This window comes from Cupriavidus sp. JZ107 (assembly GCF_053903255.1).
Map to the genome: position 1 here is coordinate 1,273,968 of NZ_CP096480.1, position 18,266 is coordinate 1,292,233.

The 18,266-nt window shown below is 67.5% G+C and carries 18 protein-coding genes and 2 pseudogenes; 12 read left to right on the forward strand and 8 right to left on the reverse strand.

Going from position 1 to position 18,266, the window contains the following annotated elements; all coding sequences use genetic code 11:
- The 5 genes from M1D55_RS05395 to M1D55_RS05415 all read left to right on the forward strand — a co-directional run bounded on the left by M1D55_RS05395 (position 1) and on the right by M1D55_RS05415 (position 4,893).
- On the forward strand, positions 1-1,176 hold the full coding sequence (locus M1D55_RS05395; protein WP_456280312.1) for a carbon-phosphorus lyase complex subunit PhnI: 1,176 nt from the start codon (positions 1-3) through the stop codon (positions 1,174-1,176).
- Complete coding sequence (locus tag M1D55_RS05400) at positions 1,173-2,087, forward strand: alpha-D-ribose 1-methylphosphonate 5-phosphate C-P-lyase PhnJ (protein ID WP_456280313.1); 915 nt, start codon at positions 1,173-1,175, stop codon at positions 2,085-2,087. Before M1D55_RS05395 ends, M1D55_RS05400 begins: the two co-directional genes overlap by 4 nt.
- Positions 2,084-2,860 carry a phosphonate C-P lyase system protein PhnK gene (gene phnK / locus M1D55_RS05405; protein ID WP_456280314.1) on the forward strand — a complete coding sequence of 259 codons (777 nt, stop codon included), beginning with the start codon at positions 2,084-2,086 and terminating at the stop codon, positions 2,858-2,860. The genes M1D55_RS05400 and phnK overlap by 4 nt, the downstream gene beginning before the upstream one ends.
- 3 nt (positions 2,861-2,863) lie before the next feature.
- Positions 2,864-3,601, forward strand: a complete 738-nt coding sequence (gene phnL, locus M1D55_RS05410; RefSeq protein ID WP_456280315.1) for a phosphonate C-P lyase system protein PhnL — start codon at positions 2,864-2,866, stop codon at positions 3,599-3,601.
- A 77-nt stretch (positions 3,602-3,678) separates the two neighbouring features.
- Positions 3,679-4,893 (forward strand): alpha-D-ribose 1-methylphosphonate 5-triphosphate diphosphatase, encoded by a 1,215-nt coding sequence (locus M1D55_RS05415; RefSeq protein ID WP_456280316.1) that lies wholly within the window; start codon positions 3,679-3,681, stop codon positions 4,891-4,893.
- Positions 4,894-4,922: 29 nt separating this feature from the next.
- Here M1D55_RS05415 and M1D55_RS05420 read toward each other — a convergent pair whose 3' ends face one another.
- The 6 genes and pseudogenes from M1D55_RS05420 to M1D55_RS05445 form a co-directional block, all read right to left on the reverse strand.
- A complete protein-coding gene (locus M1D55_RS05420) occupies positions 4,923-5,216 on the reverse strand; it encodes a type II toxin-antitoxin system RelE/ParE family toxin (RefSeq protein WP_456280317.1) in 294 nt (97 codons plus the stop codon).
- Complete coding sequence (locus tag M1D55_RS05425; protein WP_456280318.1) at positions 5,204-5,476, reverse strand: CopG family ribbon-helix-helix protein; 273 nt, start codon at positions 5,474-5,476, stop codon at positions 5,204-5,206. Before M1D55_RS05425 ends, M1D55_RS05420 begins: the two co-directional genes overlap by 13 nt.
- 118 nt (positions 5,477-5,594) lie before the next feature.
- Positions 5,595-6,590 carry an acyl-CoA dehydrogenase family protein gene (locus M1D55_RS05430; RefSeq protein ID WP_456280319.1) on the reverse strand — a complete coding sequence of 332 codons (996 nt, stop codon included), beginning with the start codon at positions 6,588-6,590 and terminating at the stop codon, positions 5,595-5,597.
- A 32-nt stretch (positions 6,591-6,622) separates the two neighbouring features.
- Positions 6,623-7,780, reverse strand: a complete 1,158-nt coding sequence (locus M1D55_RS05435) for an acyl-CoA dehydrogenase family protein (protein WP_456280320.1) — start codon at positions 7,778-7,780, stop codon at positions 6,623-6,625.
- Positions 7,781-7,852: 72 nt separating this feature from the next.
- Positions 7,853-8,312 (reverse strand): annotated as a pseudogene (locus M1D55_RS05440) (MaoC family dehydratase).
- Positions 8,313-8,357: 45 nt separating this feature from the next.
- Positions 8,358-9,581 (reverse strand): CaiB/BaiF CoA transferase family protein, encoded by a 1,224-nt coding sequence (locus M1D55_RS05445; RefSeq protein WP_006576360.1) that lies wholly within the window; start codon positions 9,579-9,581, stop codon positions 8,358-8,360.
- 330 nt (positions 9,582-9,911) lie between these two features.
- Here M1D55_RS05445 and M1D55_RS05450 point away from each other — a divergent pair.
- The 4 genes and pseudogenes from M1D55_RS05450 to M1D55_RS05465 all read left to right on the forward strand — a co-directional run bounded on the left by M1D55_RS05450 (position 9,912) and on the right by M1D55_RS05465 (position 13,304).
- A pseudogene (locus tag M1D55_RS05450) lies at positions 9,912-10,893 on the forward strand (Bug family tripartite tricarboxylate transporter substrate binding protein).
- A 48-nt stretch (positions 10,894-10,941) separates the two neighbouring features.
- Positions 10,942-11,736 (forward strand): crotonase/enoyl-CoA hydratase family protein, encoded by a 795-nt coding sequence (locus M1D55_RS05455; RefSeq protein ID WP_456280321.1) that lies wholly within the window; start codon positions 10,942-10,944, stop codon positions 11,734-11,736.
- A gap of 69 nt (positions 11,737-11,805) precedes the next feature.
- A complete protein-coding gene (locus tag M1D55_RS05460) occupies positions 11,806-12,729 on the forward strand; it encodes a LysR substrate-binding domain-containing protein (RefSeq protein ID WP_456280322.1) in 924 nt (307 codons plus the stop codon).
- Between the two features lie 83 nt (positions 12,730-12,812).
- Positions 12,813-13,304: a flavodoxin family protein gene (locus M1D55_RS05465; protein ID WP_006576365.1), complete on the forward strand. Its 492-nt coding sequence runs from the start codon at positions 12,813-12,815 to the stop codon at positions 13,302-13,304.
- Positions 13,305-13,307: 3 nt separating this feature from the next.
- Here M1D55_RS05465 and M1D55_RS05470 read toward each other — a convergent pair whose 3' ends face one another.
- Positions 13,308-13,604 carry a helix-turn-helix domain-containing protein gene (locus tag M1D55_RS05470; protein WP_023264823.1) on the reverse strand — a complete coding sequence of 99 codons (297 nt, stop codon included), beginning with the start codon at positions 13,602-13,604 and terminating at the stop codon, positions 13,308-13,310.
- 149 nt (positions 13,605-13,753) lie between these two features.
- On the reverse strand, positions 13,754-14,647 hold the full coding sequence (locus M1D55_RS05475; RefSeq protein ID WP_006576367.1) for a LysR family transcriptional regulator: 894 nt from the start codon (positions 14,645-14,647) through the stop codon (positions 13,754-13,756).
- Between the two features lie 101 nt (positions 14,648-14,748).
- On the opposite strand from M1D55_RS05475, the gene M1D55_RS05480 reads away from it, so the two are divergent.
- The 3 genes from M1D55_RS05480 (at position 14,749) to M1D55_RS05490 (ending at position 18,186) form a co-directional block, all read left to right on the forward strand.
- Positions 14,749-15,666 (forward strand): dihydrodipicolinate synthase family protein, encoded by a 918-nt coding sequence (locus M1D55_RS05480; protein ID WP_456280323.1) that lies wholly within the window; start codon positions 14,749-14,751, stop codon positions 15,664-15,666.
- A gap of 80 nt (positions 15,667-15,746) precedes the next feature.
- On the forward strand, positions 15,747-16,706 hold the full coding sequence (locus M1D55_RS05485; RefSeq protein ID WP_006576369.1) for a Bug family tripartite tricarboxylate transporter substrate binding protein: 960 nt from the start codon (positions 15,747-15,749) through the stop codon (positions 16,704-16,706).
- Positions 16,707-16,755: 49 nt separating this feature from the next.
- Positions 16,756-18,186 carry an aldehyde dehydrogenase family protein gene (locus M1D55_RS05490; protein WP_456280324.1) on the forward strand — a complete coding sequence of 477 codons (1,431 nt, stop codon included), beginning with the start codon at positions 16,756-16,758 and terminating at the stop codon, positions 18,184-18,186.
- Positions 18,187-18,266 lie beyond the last annotated feature (80 nt).

The following is an 18,266-nucleotide window of genomic DNA, read 5'->3' on the forward strand; positions in this document are numbered from 1 at the left end:
ATGTACGTCGCAGTCAAGGGCGGCGAACGCGCCATCCTCAATTCGTACCGGATGGTCGACGCGTATCGCCGCGGCGATCCCTCGGTGCCGGAACTGACGCTGGCCCAGATCCGCGAGCAGATGCCGCTCGCCGTTTCCCGCGTGATGGCCGAGGGTTCGCTGTACGACCCGCATCTCGCCGCGCTGGCATTGAAGCAGGCGGCAGGTGACCAGATCGAGGCGGTGTTTCTGCTGCGGGCCTATCGCACCACGCTGGCGCGCTTCGGCTATACGGTGCCGCTCGATACCGGCGCCATGCGGCTGCGCCGGCGGATTTCGTCGACGTTCAAGGACGTACCCGGCGGCCAGGTCCTGGGGCCGACCTACGACTATACGCAGCGGCTGCTCGACTTCACGCTCGAGGCCGAAGGCGCTGCGCGCCCGGCCATCGCACCGGCCACGGACCCGGGCACCAACGTCCGGCCGATGCCGCGCGTGACCGACCTGCTGCAGGCGGACGAGCTGATCGAGGCCGAACCGATTCCGCCGGGCGATCCCGCGCCGACCGATCTGACCCGCGAACCGCTGACCTTCCCGGCCGATCGCGCGTCGCGGCTGCAGAACCTCGCGCGGGCCGACGAAGGCTTCCTGCTGTCGATGGGCTATTCGACCCAACGCGGATACGGCAACTCGCACCCGTTCGCGGCGGAGATCCGCTACGGCGCCGCGGAGGTCGAGCTGTTCGTCGAAGAGCTGGGCTTCGCCGTGACGATCGGCGAGATCGAGCTGACCGAATGCCAGATGATCAACGACTTCGCCGGCAACGCCGAGGAAGCGCCCTGCTTTACCCGCGGCTATGGGCTGGCGTTCGGCTACAACGAGCGCAAGGCGATGTCGATGGCGCTGGTCGATCGGGCGATGCGCGCCGCGGAACTCGGCGAGGCAGCGGACAACCCGGCCAACGACATCGAATTCGTGCTGTACCACAGCGACAATGTCGAGGCCTCCGGCTTCGTCCAGCATCTGAAGCTGCCCCACTACGTGGACTTCCAGACCAATCTCGAACTGCTGCGCCGGCTGCGCGCACAGCGGCAAGCAGGCGAAGCGGACACCGACACGCCGGCGGCCGCCCCATCGCCCTGCGCAGACAGCCAAGCTGCGCTGAAATGCCAGCCGCAGGAGGAGAGCGTCGCATGACCGCCGCCATCGCAATACCTCTCCCGGAACGGGCCACGCCGGACGCGCACTACAACTTCGGCTACCTCGACGAATCGACCAAGCGCATGCTGCGCCGGGCGCTGCTGAAGGCGGTGGCGATCCCCGGTTACCAGGTTCCATTCGGCAGCCGCGAGATGCCGCTGCCCTATGGCTGGGGCACCGGCGGCATCCAGGTGACCGCCGCCATCATCGGCCGGCGGGACGTGCTCAAGGTCATCGATCAGGGCTCGGACGACACCACCAACGCCATCAATATCCGCCGCTTCTTCGGCAGGGTGACCGGCGTACGGACCACGGAGCGCACCACCGAGGCCAGCATCATCCAGACCCGCCATCGCATCCCTGAAACACCGCTGCGCGAAGGCCAGACCATGGTGCTCCAGGTGCCGATTCCCGAGCCGCTGCGCTGGCTCGAACCGAGCGAAACCGAGACACGCACGATGCATGCGCTGGCCGAATACGGCGCGATGCACGTCAAGCTTTACGAAGACATCGCACGCCACGGCCATATCGCCACGACCTACGACTATCCGGTCATCGTCAACCAGCGCTACATGATGCGGCCCTCGCCGATCCCGAAGTTCGACAACCCGAAGCTGCACCGCAATCCGGCGCTGATGCTGTTCGGCGCGGGCCGCGAGAAGCGCGTCTACGCGGTGCCGCCGTACACCTCGGTCAAGAGCCTGGACTTCGCGGATCATCCGTTCACGGTCGAGAAGTGGTCCAGCTGCTGCGCGCAGTGCGGCGCCACCGACAGCTATCTGGACGAGATCATCACCGACGATGCCGGTACGCGGATGTTCGTCTGCTCGGATACCGAGTATTGCGCCGACCGCCAGGCCGCGCAGGCTGACCCCGCCATCGATCCCGCCGCAAGAGGTGCGCGATGAACGCGACGCCATTGCTGTCGGTGCGCGAGCTGACGCGCACCTGGGACGGCATCCACGGCTGCCATGACGTCAGCTTCGATCTGTATCCCGGCGAAGTGCTGTGCATCGTCGGCGAATCCGGCTCGGGCAAGAGCACCTTGCTGCAGGCGCTGTCGATGCAGGCGCCGGCACAGCGCGGCAGCGTCAGCTACGACATGCGCGAATCCGGGCTGACCGACCTCGCCTCGCTGTCGAGCGCCCGGCTGCGACTGCTGGCCCGTACCGACTGGGGCTTCGTGCACCAGCACGCGCGCGACGGCCTGCGCATGCAGGTCAGTGCCGGCGCCAATATCGCCGAGCGCCTGATGGCAGTCGGACAGCGCCACTACGGCGAGCTGCGCGAGATCGCCGGCGCCTGGCTGGAGAAAATGGAGATCGACCTCGCGCGGCTGGACGACACCCCGCACGCCTTTTCCGGCGGCATGCAGCAGCGGCTGCAGATCGCCCGCAACCTGGTCACGCATCCACGCCTGGTCTTCATGGACGAACCCACCGCCTCTCTGGACGTCTCGGTTCAGGCGCGCCTGCTCGACCTGCTGCGCCGGCTGGTAGCGGACCTCGACCTCGCCGCCATCCTGGTCACGCATGACCTCGCCGTCGCCCGGCTGCTGGCCCACCGCACGCTGGTGATGCAGGGCGGCCGCGTGGTTGAGCAGGGCCTGACCGACCAGATTCTCGACGACCCGCAGCATCCCTATACGCAGCTGCTGGTCTCTTCCATTCTGCAGGGTTGAACCATGAACCAAGCACGGCAGGGCGAGCACGCACGGACGCTGATCGAGGTCCGCGGCCTCGGCAAGATGTTTACCTTGCACAACCAGGGCGGCATCCGGCTGCCGGTGCTGCAGTCGATCGATTTCGACGCGGCGCGCGGCGAATGCCTGGTGCTGTCGGGCCGGTCCGGCACCGGCAAGAGCACCTTGCTGCGATGCCTGTACGGCAACTATCTGGCCACCGAAGGCAGCATCCGGCTGCGCGATACCAGTGCGCAAGGCGCGCCCTGGGTCGAGCTGACGGATGCCCCCGAGCAACGCGTGCTGAAGCTGCGCCGCGACGTGATCGGCTATGTCAGCCAGTTCCTGCGCGCGATACCGCGTGTCGGCGCACTGGACGTCGTGGCCGAGCCGCTGCAGCAGCGGGGCATCGACCGCAACGTGGCACGCGAGCGCGCTGCGGCGCTGCTGGAGCGCCTGAACCTGCCGCGCCGGTTGTGGGACTTGCCGCCGGCGACGTTTTCCGGCGGCGAACAGCAGCGCGTCAACATCGCGCGCGGGATGATCGGCGGCCACCCGATCCTGCTGCTGGACGAGCCCACCGCCTCGCTCGACGCCGATAACCGCACCGTGGTGATCGAACTGATCCGCGAGGCGCTGGCCGAGGGCCGCTGCCTGATCGGCATCTTTCACGGCGAGGCGGTCCGCGATGCGGTCGCCACGCGCTTGTTGCCGTTGCAGCCGGCGACCGCGGCCGCGTGATGCGCGTTGCGGCCGCCCCTATCCGCACCCTACCTGCACCCTACCCCGCACCAGCCTGAACCGACACGGAGCCGGACATGTCCGCCACTTACCTGACGCACGTCACCCTGGTACTGCTCGACCGCGTACTGCAAGACAGCGCGCTGCTGATCGAGGATGGACGCATCGCCGCCATCGAGCCCGACCCATCCACGGTGCCCGCGCTGGCCAGCGTCGTGGCGCTGCGCGGACACACGGTGATGCCCGGCCTGATCGACGTCCACTGCGACGCGATCGAGAAGGAGGTCGAACCGCGCGCCAACGTGCTGTTCCCGATGGACTTCGCCGTGGCACAGGTCGATCGGCGCAACGCGGCGGCCGGCATCACGACGCCCTACCATGCGCTGTCCTTCGCCAATAACCAGTTCGGCGTACGCAACAACGACACGGCGGCCGAACTGGTGCGCACCGTGGCGGCATATCGCGACCACAGCCTGGTCGATAACCGAATCCATTGCCGCTACGAAGTGACCGACGCTGCCGCGGTGCCGGTGCTCGAGATGCTGATGCTCGAGGGCGTGGTCGACCTGCTGTCGGTGATGGACCATTCGCCGGGACAGGGCCAGTTCAAGACCCTCGACGCATACCTTGCCTACATGGTCGGCAACCATGGCATGAGCCGCGAGGAAGCCGCGGACGCCGCCGCGAAGAAGGCCGAGCAGCGCGACGGTGCGCACGAGCGGATCCGCCGGCTGCTGTCCCGCGCGCACGAAGTCGGCGTGCCGACCGCCAGCCATGACGACGATTCCCCGCAGCGCATTGCCGCGATGCAGGCCCTCGGCGTGCGCATGAGCGAGTTTCCGATCAACCTCGACACCGCGCAGGCGGCCGCCGCCCACGTGCTACCGACCATCTTCGGTGCGCCGAACGTGCTGCGCGGCCGCAGCCAGAGCGGATCGATGCGCGCGATCGACGCGATCCAGGCGGGCGTCGGCCACATCCTGTGTTCGGACTACCAGCCATCGACGCTGATCGCCGCCGCCTTTGCCGCGGCACGCCTGGCCGACTTGCCGCTGAACGAGGCGGCCGCGCTGGTCACCGCCAATCCGGCGGACGCCTGCCTGTTGCACGATCGGGGCCGCCTGGCGCCGGGACTGCGCGCGGACGTGATCGCGGTCGCCGACGTGGCCGGGCAAGCGATGGTCACGCACACATGGTCGGCGGGCCGGCTGGTGTTCGCGGCGGGGTATCGGGCGATGCAGGTGGAGAAACCGGGCTTGGCCGGCAGAGAACGGCTGTTCGAAGCGGCCTAGGTTGCCGAGGGATAGAGTGCCGACATCCGTCAGTACCCCGCCTCCTTTTGATGCCGGAACGCGAGGACATAGATCGCGTCATCGGCGGGCTCATGCCGATACAGTGCGACATAGCCCGAGTCGCCAAACGCGATCACCAACTCCCGCAGTTCCTCTTGTTCGGGAAAGGGTCGTCCGATTTCCGGCATGGCTTCCAACTGGAGCAGATGTCGCTCGATTGCCTGAGCCGCACGCCGGGACACATGCGGGGCATTCGCCATCAGAAATTCGCGACAACGCTCCAAACCCATAACGGCGCCTTCCGTGACGATTACTCGTGGCACTTGGGGCTCGCCTTTTCATCTTCAGTGCCCCAGGTGTTTAGCCAGGTTCGTACTTCCTGGCCGCTGAGATGCCGCCCTGTTTGCTGATACGCGGCCCACGACGCCATTGCCTCCTGCCTGAAGCTTTCGCGGGCCTCTTCCCGTTCGACGTACTGCTGGATCGCTTCTCGCATGATCCAATGGGCGGAACGCCGGCGGAGCGCAGCCAAGTGCTGAATACGTTCCTTCAATACTTCGTCGAGCTTAATGGACGTAGCCATCGCAACTCCTTATTAAAAGGTAATACCTTTTAATACTCTAGCGCGTCGCCCCGTCCACTGTCTATCGGATTCGTCCTGGCTCCTTCCAAAAGGCACGCATCGGGCACATCCACACAGGCTACGTCGCGTCGATCGTCATCCGAATGAAATCCACCACCGTGTCCTGGCCGGACGCCAGGCAGGCCGCGCCGACCACCGGCTCCCAGAACGCCTCCGAGCCGTGGGCCATGCGCCATTGATGCAGGCGCCGCGTCAGCAGCTGCAGATCGTACTCCTCGGTAATGCCGATCGCGCCGTGCAACGCGTGAGCGGTGGCGGCGATCGTGGCTGCGGCCTCGCTGGTACGAGCCTTCGCAATCGCGGCGGCGATGCGGTCCGGCTGGTCGCGATCGTCAGAAAGCCCGATCTGCGCGGCGATATGGCAGGCGGCGACCAATTCGGCCATCACGCTGAGCTGGTGCTGTACGGCCTGGAATTTGCCGATCGCGCGGCCGAACTGGGTCCGGTCATTGCAATACTGCAGCGTCAGATCGAACACGCGGCGCGCGGCGCCAGCGATCAGCGCGGCATGCAGCGCCGCGCCCCATGCGCCGACGTCGGCGCCGGGCGCCGCCACGGGTTCGGGCACCGCCTGCGCCGGCCAGCGCAGCGTCGCGGCCTGGTCGCGGTGCACGCCAGTGGCAACCCGGCTGGCGGCGCCCGCATCGAGCAACAGCAGCTCGCCGTCGAGGCCCAGCACCATGTGGTCCGCGATCGCCCCGTATGGCGTCACGGAGCAGACCACGCCGCCATCGGCTTCGCGCATGCCGGCCTGGGCCAGCGTGATCATTCCGTTCGGGACCCCCAGCCCGGCCCGGCGCAGCAGCGCCCGTGCGGCCACCGACTGCGCCAGCGGCACGGGCAGCGGATGGCGTCCCATGGCGATCAGCACCGGTGCGAGTTCGGACAGCGTCAAGCCCGCACCGCCGCTCTGCTCGGGCACGAGCAGGTCCAGAAAGCCGGCATCCTCGATCGTGGCCCACAGCCCCCTCGGGTCGGCGCCGCCCTCGACGGCGCGGACCGCCGCAGGCGTGCAGGCATCCTGCAGGATCGATTCGATCGCTTCGACGAACATGGTGCTCTCCCCTTGCGCTTCCCGCCTCGTGCCTAGCGCAGTCCCAGGCTGCGGGCGATCATGCCGCGCAGGATTTCACGCGTGCCGCCGCGCAACGAGAACGTCGGCGAGATCTGGCTCAGATAGCTGACGGTGCGATACAGGTCGGCATCGGCAACGGTGCGCGGATTGCCTGCGATGACGGCCTCCAGCGCGGCCGGGATCTGCTGCTCCAGCGTCGTGCCCAGGTCCTTGACCAACGCCGCCTCGGCTACCGGGCTCTCCCCCGCCGCCAGGCTCGCGGTCACCGCGATCGACATCTGCCGCAGCGTGGCCAGTTGCGAGCAGAATCGGCCCAACAGCGCCTGCTGTTCCGGCGTGGCGCCATCGCGGCGCAGGCGCGCAGCCCACAGATCCAGCAGCACCACGCTCGAATAGATCCGTTCCGGTCCGCTGCGCTCGAAGGCCAGTTCGGCATTGACCTGTTGCCAGCCGCTGCCTTCGTTGCCGATCAGCGCGTCGCCGTCCAGCCGCACGTCGTCGAACACGACCTCGGCAAAATGCGCGTCGCCGGTCAGATCCTCGATCGGCCGCACGGTGACTCCTGGCAACGACAGGTCGACGATGAACTGCGACAGCCCCTTCTGCTTGTCCTCCGGCACGCCCGAGGTCCGCACCAGCGCGATCATGTACCGGCAGTGCGGGGCATTGGTGGTCCAGATCTTCCGGCCGTTCAACACCCATCCATCGCCCGTGCGGCTCGCGCGGCTGCGCACGCTCGCCAGATCCGAGCCCGAGTTGGGCTCGCTCATGCCGATGCAGAAAAAGCTCTCGCCCCGGCAGATGGCCGGCAGGTAGCGGCGTTTCTGCGCCTCGGTGCCGTAGCGCAGGATCAACGGCCCGCTCTGGCGATCGGCGATCCAGTGCGCGGCGACCGGCGCGCCGGCGGCCAGCAGTTCCTCCACCAGCACGAAGCGGCGAAACGGATCGAGTCCGGCGCCACCGTATTCCGGCGGCAGCGTGATGCCGACCCAGCCGCGCGCCGCCAGCCGGCGGCTGAAGTCCGCGTCGAAGCCCATCCACGCGCGCGCGCGGCGATCTGCAGGCGCCTCGGGCAATTGCTCGGCAAGGAAGCGTTTGACTTCGGTACGGAAGGACTCGGCCTCGGACGGCAGTTCCGCACGGACGAAGTTATCGAGAAGACTGGACACTGCGATCGGCTCCGATGCGGTCGATGTTCGGTCTGTTCACGGTCGTTTCCGCGGCTCGCACGTGGAATAGCGTCAATACCGCATCTGCATCAGCCAGGTCGCCACCATCGCCGGCCGGTCGGCGCCCTCGACCTGCAGCTCGGCCTGCCAGAAGCAGCGCACTTCGCCCGGCCGCACGTCTTCGACCCGCTGCAGCGCGAAGCTGCCGCGTAGCCGCGAGCCCGCCGGCACCGCGCCGGTGAAACGGACGCGGTCGAAGCCGTAGTTCAGCGACAACTTGCGATTGGGAAAGCGATAGCACTGCCCGAAGGCCGCGGTGACCATCGACAGCGTCAGCAGCCCCATGGGCGATCGTGCAACCGTACGGCGATTCGGCGGCCGCACGCACCGGATCGACATGGATCCACTGCCGGTCGTGCGTCAGGTCGGCGAACGTATCGATGATGCGCTGATCCAGCGTGAAATAGCCGCTGACTGCAGCTGGCGCGCCAACCGCCGAGCGCAACTCCTCCAGCGAGGCGATGGTCTGCATGGGCGGCTCCATTCCGTGCGTGGTGCGCAGGCCAGCGATCCGGCGTCAAATCACGCCCTTGGCGCGCAATGCATCGAGCCGTGCCTTGTCGAAGCCGAGCTTGTCGCGCAGCACCGTCTCGGTATGCTCGCCCAGCGTCGGTGCGGCGCGCTCGTACTGGATCGGCGTGGCCGACAGCCGGATCGGATTGGCAAGTCCCGGCGCCTGCACGCCCGCCCCATGCGGCAGCGACAGCTGCATGCCGCGATGGCGCACCTGCTCGTCCTCGAAGACCTGCTCCATGTCGTAGATGGGCCCGCACGGCACGTTGGCCGCTTCCATGCGCTCGACCCACTCGGTCATCGTGCGCGCCAGCATCGCTTCGGCGATCTGCGGGATCAGCGCTTCGCGGTTGCGGTTGCGCTGGCCGGCGGAGGTGAAGCGCGGGTCGGCCGCCAACTCCGGGCGGCCGATCACCTCGCACAGCGCGGCGTATTGCGCGTCGTTGCCCACCGCGACGATGACGTCCCCTTCGCGGCAGCGGAACACCTGGTAGGGCACCATGTTCGAGTGCGCATTGCCCATCCGCTGCGGGACCTTGCCGGACAGGAAGTAGTTGATCGCCTGGTAGGAGTTGATGGTCACCACGCAGTCGAGCAGCGCCATGTCGATGTACTGCCCTTCGCCGCTGACATTGCGATGCTCGAGCGCCGCCAGGATCGCGGTGCTCGCGTACATGCCCGTCAGCAGGTCCGTGATCGCGATGCCCGACTTGATCGGCCCGCCGCCGGGCTCGTCATCGGGTAGTCCGGTGATGCTCATCAATCCGCCCATGCCCTGGAACACGAAGTCGTAGCCTGGCAGCGCGGCATAGGGACCGGATTGGCCGAAGCCCGTGATCGAGCAGTAGACCAGCCGCGGATTGAGCGCGCGCAGATCGTCGTAGCCGAGGCCGTAGCGCGCCAGCGTGCCGACCTTGTAGTTCTCGACCACCACATCGGCCTCGCGCGCCAGCTCGCGGATGATCTGCTGGCCCTCCGGCGCGGCCAGATCGACGGTGATGGACTTCTTGCCGCGATTGGCGCTGAGGAAGTAGGAGGAATCGGCGGTTTCGCGGCCCTGCGCGTCCTTCAGGAACGGCGGGCCCCAGGCTCGGGTATCGTCGCCGACGCGCGGACGTTCGACCTTGATGACTTCGGCGCCCATGTCGGCCAGGTTCTGCGTTGCCCACGGGCCGGCCAGGATGCGGGTCAGGTCGAGAACCTTGATATGTGCCAGTGCGCCTTTCACCGGTGGTCTCCTGGGGCTGCGAATGGGGCAAGCGTAGTGAAGGCGTACGCAGGGCGTCCAATATCGAATCGGCATCGATCGATACACAGCGCTTATCGCTCTCGCCTGCATCCCCTTCCGTCGTCCCCGCGAATGCGGGGACCCAGTGGCTTTCCGCTTCTTTCGAACATCAAAGTCGCTGGGTCCGCCTGCGCGGGGACGACCAACGGCACTCGCCGATAAGTTTTGTATATCGCCACACGCCGAATTCATATTGGACAGGCTGCCAACGCCGCTCTTAGCCTTGCGCACAAGCCTCGCGCGATGACGGGGCGCCGACTGGAGAGAGACATGCTGATGACCCGCCCGGGCCGGCTGCTGGCCGCCACCTTCTGCGTCGCCGCGCTTTCCCTGAGCCTTGCCGCGCCGGCGCGAGCCGACTATCCGAACAAGCCGATCCGCCTCGTCGTGTCGTTTCCGCCCGGCAGCGGCACTGATTCCACCGCTCGCTACGTGGCGCGCAAGCTCGAGGAAAAGACCGGCCAGTCGGTGGTGGTCGAGAACCGGCCCGGCGGCAAACAGCTTCATCGCCGTGCAGACCGTCACCCGCGCCGAGCCCGACGGTTACACGCTGCTGCTGGCGAGCAATTCCCCGGTGGCGACCAATGTCGCGATGTTTCGCCAGCTGCCCTACGATCCGGTCGGCGAATTGGCGCCGATCGCGCGGCTCGGCGTGGGCGCGATGGCCTTGGTCGTCAACCCGGCCTCGCCATTCCATACGGTGGCGGAACTGGTCGCGCATGCCCGCCAGCAGCCGGGCAAGCTGAATTACGGCGCCGGCAGCGCGTCCTATCAGATCGCGACAGAACTGTTCCTGACGCAGGGGCAGATCAAGGCTAACCACATCCCTTACAAGGGCGCCGCGCCGGCGCTGACCGATGTTGCCGCGGGCCAGGTCGATTTCGCCTTCGCAGACTATGGCGCGGTGCTGCCACTGCTGCAGGGCGGCAAGCTGCGGCTGCTGGCGGTGACCAGCGAGAAACGGCTGGCGACGCAGCCGAATACGCCTACTCTGCAGGAGAGCGGGTTTCCCGGCTACTTCATGGTCAACTGGACCGCGGCCTTCGCGCCCGCGAAGACGCCGCGCCCGGTGGTTGAAAAACTGGAGAAGCTGCTGCTGGAAATCAATGCCGCGCCGGAGACCGCCGAGTTCTTCGCCCGCACCAACTGGGATGTGTTTACCGGCAATGCCGCCGAGCTGCGGCGCTTCCAGCTGGCGGAGATCCGCAAATGGTCGGATGCGGCGACGCGCGCCGGCATTCCGAAGCAATAGCCACGCGAACAACCACCGCGGCAGACAAGCAACCGAACGAGGACCACCATGAGCCAGTTCCTGGATTACGCGCAGCAAGGTCATATCGTGACCCTCACCTTGAACGAGCCGGCACGCCGCAATCCGCTGACCGGCAACACCGCGGTAGCCGAGCTGGTGCAAGCGGCCGAACGGATCGACGGCGACGACTCGGTGCGTGCGGTGATCCTGACCGGCGCCGGTCCGGTCTTCTCGACCGGCGGCGACATCCGCGACATGGAGCGGCAAGCCTCTGGAACGGTGCCCGGCATGGAGATCCGGCGCGACTACCGGCGCGGCATCCAGCGGCTGCCGCTGGCGCTGTTCAATCTGGAGGTGCCGGTGATCGCCGCGGTCAACGGGCCCGCGATGGGCGCGGGCCTGGACCTCGCCTGCATGTGCGATCTGCGCATTGCGTCCGAGAGCGCGCAGTTCGCCGAGAGCTTCGTGCGGCTGGGCATCATTCCGGGCGACGGCGGCGCCTGGCTGCTGCCGCGCGTCATCGGCCTGTCGCGTGCCGCCGAGATGATCTTCACCGGCCTGCCGATCGATGCCGCGCGGGCGCTGGAATGGAACCTGGTGTCCCAGGTGGTGCCCGCCGATCAGCTGCTGCCGACGGCGATGCGGTTGGCCGAGGCGATCGCCGCCAATCCGCCGCAAGCGGTGCGGCTCGCCAAACGGCTGTTGCGCGAGGGCATGCATACGCGGCTCGACACGCTGCTCGAGATGTCGGCGACCTTCCAGGCGATGTGCCACCAGACCGAAGACCATCGGCGCGCGGTAACGGCCTTTCTCGAGAAACGGAAACCGGCCTCGCGAAGCTGACCGGCGGGGCACGGCGTCGGCCATCGGTAAGATGTGGGCTTCGCCACTGCCCGCGCGCCGCCCTGCCCCATGGATTTCCGACGTATCCGGCATTTTGTCGTTCTCGCGGAAACGCTGAACTTTCGCCGCGCCGCCGAACGGCTGCATATCGCACAGCCCGCGCTGACCGTTTCGATCCAGAAACTGGAACAGGAACTGGAAACGCAGTTGTTCGTGCGCGAGACGCGCGGTGTCACGCTGACGCCGAGCGGCCACGCGGCGCTGGCCGAGGCGCGGCGCATCCTGTTTCATGCCGGCCATTTCCGCGAGGCCGCGCACGCCGCGGCCAGCGGCACGGGTGGAACGCTGCGGATCGGTTTCGTGGGTTCCACGACCTATCACCTGCTGCCGCAACTGGTGTCGCGCTTTCGCGCCGAGTATCCCGCGGTGGAGCTGACGCTGAAGGAGGCCACCTCGGCCTCGATCGTCAAGCAGCTCGAAGACGAGGCGCTGGACGTGGGCCTCGTGCGCATCCCGCTGCTGCAGGCGGGCAGGATCACGCTCGCTGCGCTGGAGCACGACCGCTTCGTCGCGGCGCTGCCGCGCCATCATCCGCTCGCCGGGCACCGGTCGCTGTCGCTGTCCGAGCTCGCCGGCGAGCGCTTCGTGATGTACGCCCGCGAGGAGGCCTCGGGACTGCACGCGGCGGCGATGGCGGCCTGCCAACTGGGCGGCTTCCAGCCCCGCATCACGCAGATCGCCACGCAGATCCAGACGGTGATGGCGCTGGTGGAAAGCGGGCTCGGCATCGCGCTGGTGCCGTCGATCATGCACCGCTTCGCCAACGAGCGGCTGGCGTGCATTCCGGTCGACGACATGCCGGGTGCCGCGTCGATCGGCTTGGCGCTGGCCTATTGCGCCGAGACCGAGCGTCCCGCCGGGCGGCATTTCCGGCAGGTCGCGCAGTCGGCCTTTCCCGTCGAGCAACCCGCCAACGGCCAAGCGCTGCGCTGACGCCCGTCCGGTGCGGTACGCCGCGGCACGGCGCTTACCGCGTGCTACATTGCCCTCGTAATCCGACCCGCCCACACGCACCGATGAAAACGCTGCTGATCGTCTACCACACGATGACCGGAGGCACGCAGCAGATGGCCGAGGCCGCCGCCGACTCGGCGAGGAGCCAGCCGGACATCGAGGTCCGCCTGCTGCGGGCCACCGAGACCCGGCCCGACGATGTGCTGAACGCCGACGGCTATCTGTTCGCCACGCCGGAGAACCTCGCCGCGATGTCCGGGCTGATGAAGGACTTCTTCGACCGCTGCTATTACCCGGTACTCGACCGCATCAATGGCCGCCCCTATGCCGCGATGATCTGCGCCGGCAGCGACGGCCAGAACGCGCTGCGCCAGATCGACCGGATCGCCACCGGCTGGCGCCTGCGCTCCGTGGCACCCGGGCTGATCGTCTGCACGCATGCGCAAACGCCGGAGCGCATCCTGGCACCGAAGCAGATCGGCCCCGAAGATCTGGCGCGCTGCGCGGAACTTGGGGAAGGCTTGGCAAGCGGGCTGGCGCTGGGCGTGTTCTAGGACTTACGCTTCTTTCCAGCTTTCGGTGAGGCGGTCCTCCAAAAACAGGGCGTCCCCTTTAGGGACAACAAGCAACTTCAGCCCCAGACCATCGAGTACCTTCATCAGGCCGTCGAGCCCGACCGATCTGCCGTTCTCCAGACGAGAAAGCAAGTCCTTGGAGACATTGAGCAAATCGGCCGCATCGTCGATCCGCAATTGACAACGTCCTCGTTGGCTGCGAATCAAAGCCCCTAACGACTGCAGATCGTGAGCGACCGGGCTCAGGGAGATATCCGGCAACGGCAGTTTTCTGACCATGTTTTGACCTCGTCATCCACCTTGGTCGGCCCATTAGTTCCCATATTCCGGAACTATCGACCTATTGGCCGCCACGGAGGCAATAATTCCTCAATCTCCGGAACAATAACGACTTGGATGGCGCGCCGCGCGCCGGCTGGCGAGTGCAATCACGTCGTGTCGAACGCTTGCTCCAGGACTTGCCGCACCGTCGCCGCCACCCGATGCGGATTGCCACGCCGCCAGACCAGATGTAGCTCGACATCCAGCCCGACCTGATCGTCGATCGGCCGGAAGCGCACCCCGGCGTAGCCGAGGCGCCAGGCCGACTGCGGCACCAGCGCGACGCCCATGCCGGCGTCGACGAGCGACAGGATCGAGTGCGTATGGCTCAGCGTCTGCACGGTGTCGGGCGCCACGCCTTCGGCGCGCAGGCGCCCGGCGACGATCTCGTACAGATAGCGCGATTCGGAGCGGCAGAACTCGATGAACGGTTGGCCTTCGAGCGCGGACAGCGGCAGGCGTTCGGCCTGCAGCAGCGGATGCCCGGCCGGCGCGGCCAGCACGAAAGGCTCGCGCAACAGCGGCGCCGATTCGACGAAGCTGCGCGGCGCGAACGGGCGCACCAGGCCCAGTTCGATGCGGTCGGCGGCGATCGCCTCGAGTTGCGCGTCGGTCTGCATCTCGCGCAGCGACACATGGACCTCGGGCAGGCTGCTACGGATCGCGCCCAGCAGTTGCGGCAGCAGCGCAAAGCTCGCCGCCGGAATGAATCCCATCGACACGCTGCCGGCGTCGGCGCGCATGGCGCGGCGCGCGGCCAGCTTGGCGGCCTGGCTGCGGCGCAGGATGTCCTCTGCCTCGCGCAGGAAGATCGCGCCCGCCGGCGTCAGGCGGACCGCGCCACCCGAGCGGTCCAGCAACTGCACGCCCACCTCATGTTCGAGCAGCTGGATATGCCGAGTCAGCGGGGGCTGCGTCATGTTCAGCAAGGCAGCGGCCCGGCCGAAATGCAATTCGGTCGCGACGGCCACGAAGCTGCGCAGATGGGATAGCTGGAACACGATTCAAATCTTGAATTGGGTAATCGCCAGTTTGGATTGGACGGCGGCACCGGCGCCTTTCTACAGTAGCGCCTCTCATGTCCATTCCATCAGGAGTTCAAGTGGCGACTTTCGAAGGTTCCGCGCTGCGCGAGGCGCTCAATGGCATTTCCGGAATCCTGGTCACGCCGTTCGACGCGAATGATACCGTCTCGCCCGGTCCGCTCTCGACCGTGGTCGATCGAGCCGTGAACGCCGGCGTGCATGTACTGGTCGCCAACGGCAATACCAGCGAGTTCTACGGCCTGCGCGAGCAGGAGGCGGTGCGCATGGTCCATGCCGCCGCGGAATGCGTGGCCGGCCGGGTGCCGCTGCTGGCCGGCGTCGGCCGCAGCGTCCATGAAGCCTGCGCCCTCGCCCGTGCCTCTCGCGAAGCCGGCGCCGATGCGCTGATGGTCCATCAGCCGCCCGATCCCTTCGTCGCGCCGCGCGGCGTGGTCGCCTATGTGCAGAAGATTGCCGAGGCCGGCCAGGGCCTGCCGCTGGTGCTCTATCTGCGCAACGACAACATCGGCCTGGCCGCGATCGAAGCGCTGTGCCGCATTCCCGAGGTCGTCGGCGTCAAGTGGGCCTCGCCTACGCCGATGATGCTGGCCGAAGCAATCCGCCGCACCGCGGACCGCGGGCTGGCCTGGGTCGGCGGGCTGGCCGAAGTCTGGGCGCCGCCCTTCTATGCCGTCGGCGCGCGCGGCTTCACCTCCGGCCTGATCAACGTGATGCCCGAGCGTTCGGTGGCGATCCATCGCGCGCTGGAAGACGGCGACCATGCGCTGGCGATGCGCCTGATCGGCGAGATGCTGCCCTTCGAGGATCTGCGCGCCCAGGAAAACAACGGCACCAACGTCACGGTCGTCAAGGCCGCGCTGCAGCTGATGGGCAACGACTGCGGCGCCGCACGGCCGCCGTCGGCGTGGCCGCTGACCGAAGCCCAGCAGCAGCGCCTGCACGAGCTGATGTCCGGCTGGGGGCTCGCACGCTGATTTCATCGCGGGCGGGAGCCCGCTCCGCACGCCCGGGACGTGCCACGTCCCACTACAACAACGTTCATTGGAGACTATCGATGCCATTTCGTCGCACCCTGCTTGCCTTCTGCGCCTTTGCCTCGTTGACCGGCAGCGCGCTCGCGGAAACCTATCCTGCCCGTCCCATCACCATCGTGATCGGCTCCAGCCCCGGCAGCGCCACCGACGGCCTGGCCCGCGCCCTGGGCAATGAAGTGACCCGGCTGACCGGGCAGGCCGTCGTGATCGAGAACCGCGCCGGCGCGATGGGCGGCATCGCGGCCCAGACCGTGGCTCGGGCCAAGCCGGACGGCTACACGCTGTTCATCACGACCAACACCACGCAGGCGGCCAATCCGCATCTGCTGAAGAAGCTGCCCTACGACCCGATCAAGGACTTCACGCCGGTCTCGATGCTGACCAAGGGCTACCAGCTGCTGGTCGTCAATCAGAACGTCAAGGCCAACAGCGTCGCCGAACTGATCGCCCTGGCGAAGAAGGAGCCGGGCAAGCTGACGTACGGCTCGGGCAGCTCGTCGGCGCGCGTCGCCGCCGAACTGTTCCAGCAGATGAGCGGCACCGAGATGACCCATGTCCCCTACAAGGCGAACCCGCCGGCGGTGGTGGACCTGGTTGCCGGCCAGACGGACCTGATGATCGTCGACCTGCCCGCGAGCCTGCCGCAGGTACGTTCCGGCAAGCTGCGCGTGCTCGGTTTCAGCGGTCCCAAGCGCTCGGCCCTGGTGCCCAACGTGCCGACCATCGCCGACACGCTTCCCGGTTACGAGGCTGGCTACTGGAACGCGCTGTACGCGCCCGCCAATACGCCGCAGCCGGTGGTGCAGCGCCTGAGCGAGCTGGTCCATCGCGCGCTGGCCACGCCGAGCGTGCGGCAGGTCGTCGAGCAGAGCGGCCAGGAAATCGCGCTGTCGAGCGCCGAGGAGCTCGGCCGCTTCCAACTGGCCGAGCTGGACCGCTGGGGCCGCATCATCCGCACCGCCGGTATCGAGAAGGAATAAGCCGTGCCCGGCGCCGCCGGGCGCCCCCGTCGCCAACAAGGAAGCCACCGTGAAATCGCACTACATCGCCGGCGAATGGGTCGCCGGCACCGACAGCAGCGCCAACGTCAATCCGTCCGACTTGTCGGACATCATTGACCACTACGCGCAGGGGGACGCAGTGCTCGTCGACCAGGCGGTCGACGCCGCGCGGCAAGCCTTCGGCAAGTGGTCGCTGTCGACGCCGCAGCAGCGCTTCGATGTGCTCGATTTCGTCGGCAACGAGCTGCTGCAGCGCCGCGCCGAGCTGGGCGACCTGCTGGCGCGCGAGGAAGGCAAGACGCTGCCGGAGGCGACCGGCGAGGTCGCGCGCGCCGCGCAGATCTTCAAGTTCTTCGCCGGCGAGGCGCTGCGTACGGCCGGCGAGCTGCTGCCCTCGGTGCGCCCCGGCATCGGCGTCGAGATCACGCGCGAGCCGATCGGCGTGGTCGCGCTGATCGCGCCTTGGAACTTTCCGATCGCGATTCCCGCCTGGAAGATCGCTCCAGCGCTGGCCTATGGCAATTGCGTGGTGTTCAAGCCGGCGGAGCTGGTGCCGGGCTCGAGCTGGGCGCTGGCGGAAATCCTGAGCCGTTCGGGCCTGCCGGCCGGCGCCTTCAATCTGGTGCTCGGCCGCGGACGCGATGTCGGCCAGCGGATGGTTGAACATCCGCAGGTCGATGCCATCAGCTTCACCGGCTCGGTGGCCACCGGCCGCAGCATCGCCGCGCAGGCCTGTCAGCGCATGGCGAAGTTGCAGCTGGAGATGGGCGGCAAGAATCCGCTGGTCGTCACCGACGATGCCGATCTGGAGCTTGCGGTCGAGGTCGCGCTGCAGGGCTCGTTCTATTCGACCGGCCAGCGCTGCACCGCGTCGAGCCGCATCATCGTCACGCAGGGTATCCACGACCGCTTCGTCGCCCGGCTCGCCGAGCGCACCGCGGCACTGGTGGTCGGCGACGCCCGCGATGCGCGCACGCAGATCGGCCCGGTGGTCGACGCGCGCCAGTTGGAGCAGGACGAACGCTATATCGCCATCGGCAAGGCGGAAGGCGCGCGGCTGGTGTGCGGCGGCGAACGGCTTTCGGTCGGCAAGGAAGGCTTCTATCTGCGCCCGGCGCTGTTCGTCGACTGCAGCAACGACATGCGGATCGCTCGGGAGGAAATCTTCGGGCCGGTGGCCGCGGTGATTGCGGCACGGGACTACGAGGAAGCGCTGGCGCTCGCCAACGATACCGAGTTCGGCCTGTCCGGCGGCATCTGCACCACCTCGCTGAAGCTGGCGACGCATTTCAAGCGCCACGCGCAGGCCGGCATGGTGATGGTCAACGCGCCGACCGCCGGCGTCGATTTCCACGTGCCGTTCGGCGGACGCAAGGGGTCGAGCTACGGTCCGCGCGAACAGGGCCGCTATGCGCAGGAGTTCTATACGACGGTGAAGACGGCCTATACCGCGGCTTGATCGCGGCTTGATCCCGGCTTGATCGCGGCTTGACGCTCCGGTCGCCCCGCTTAGAATGCTGCCATTCCACCATCAAGCGG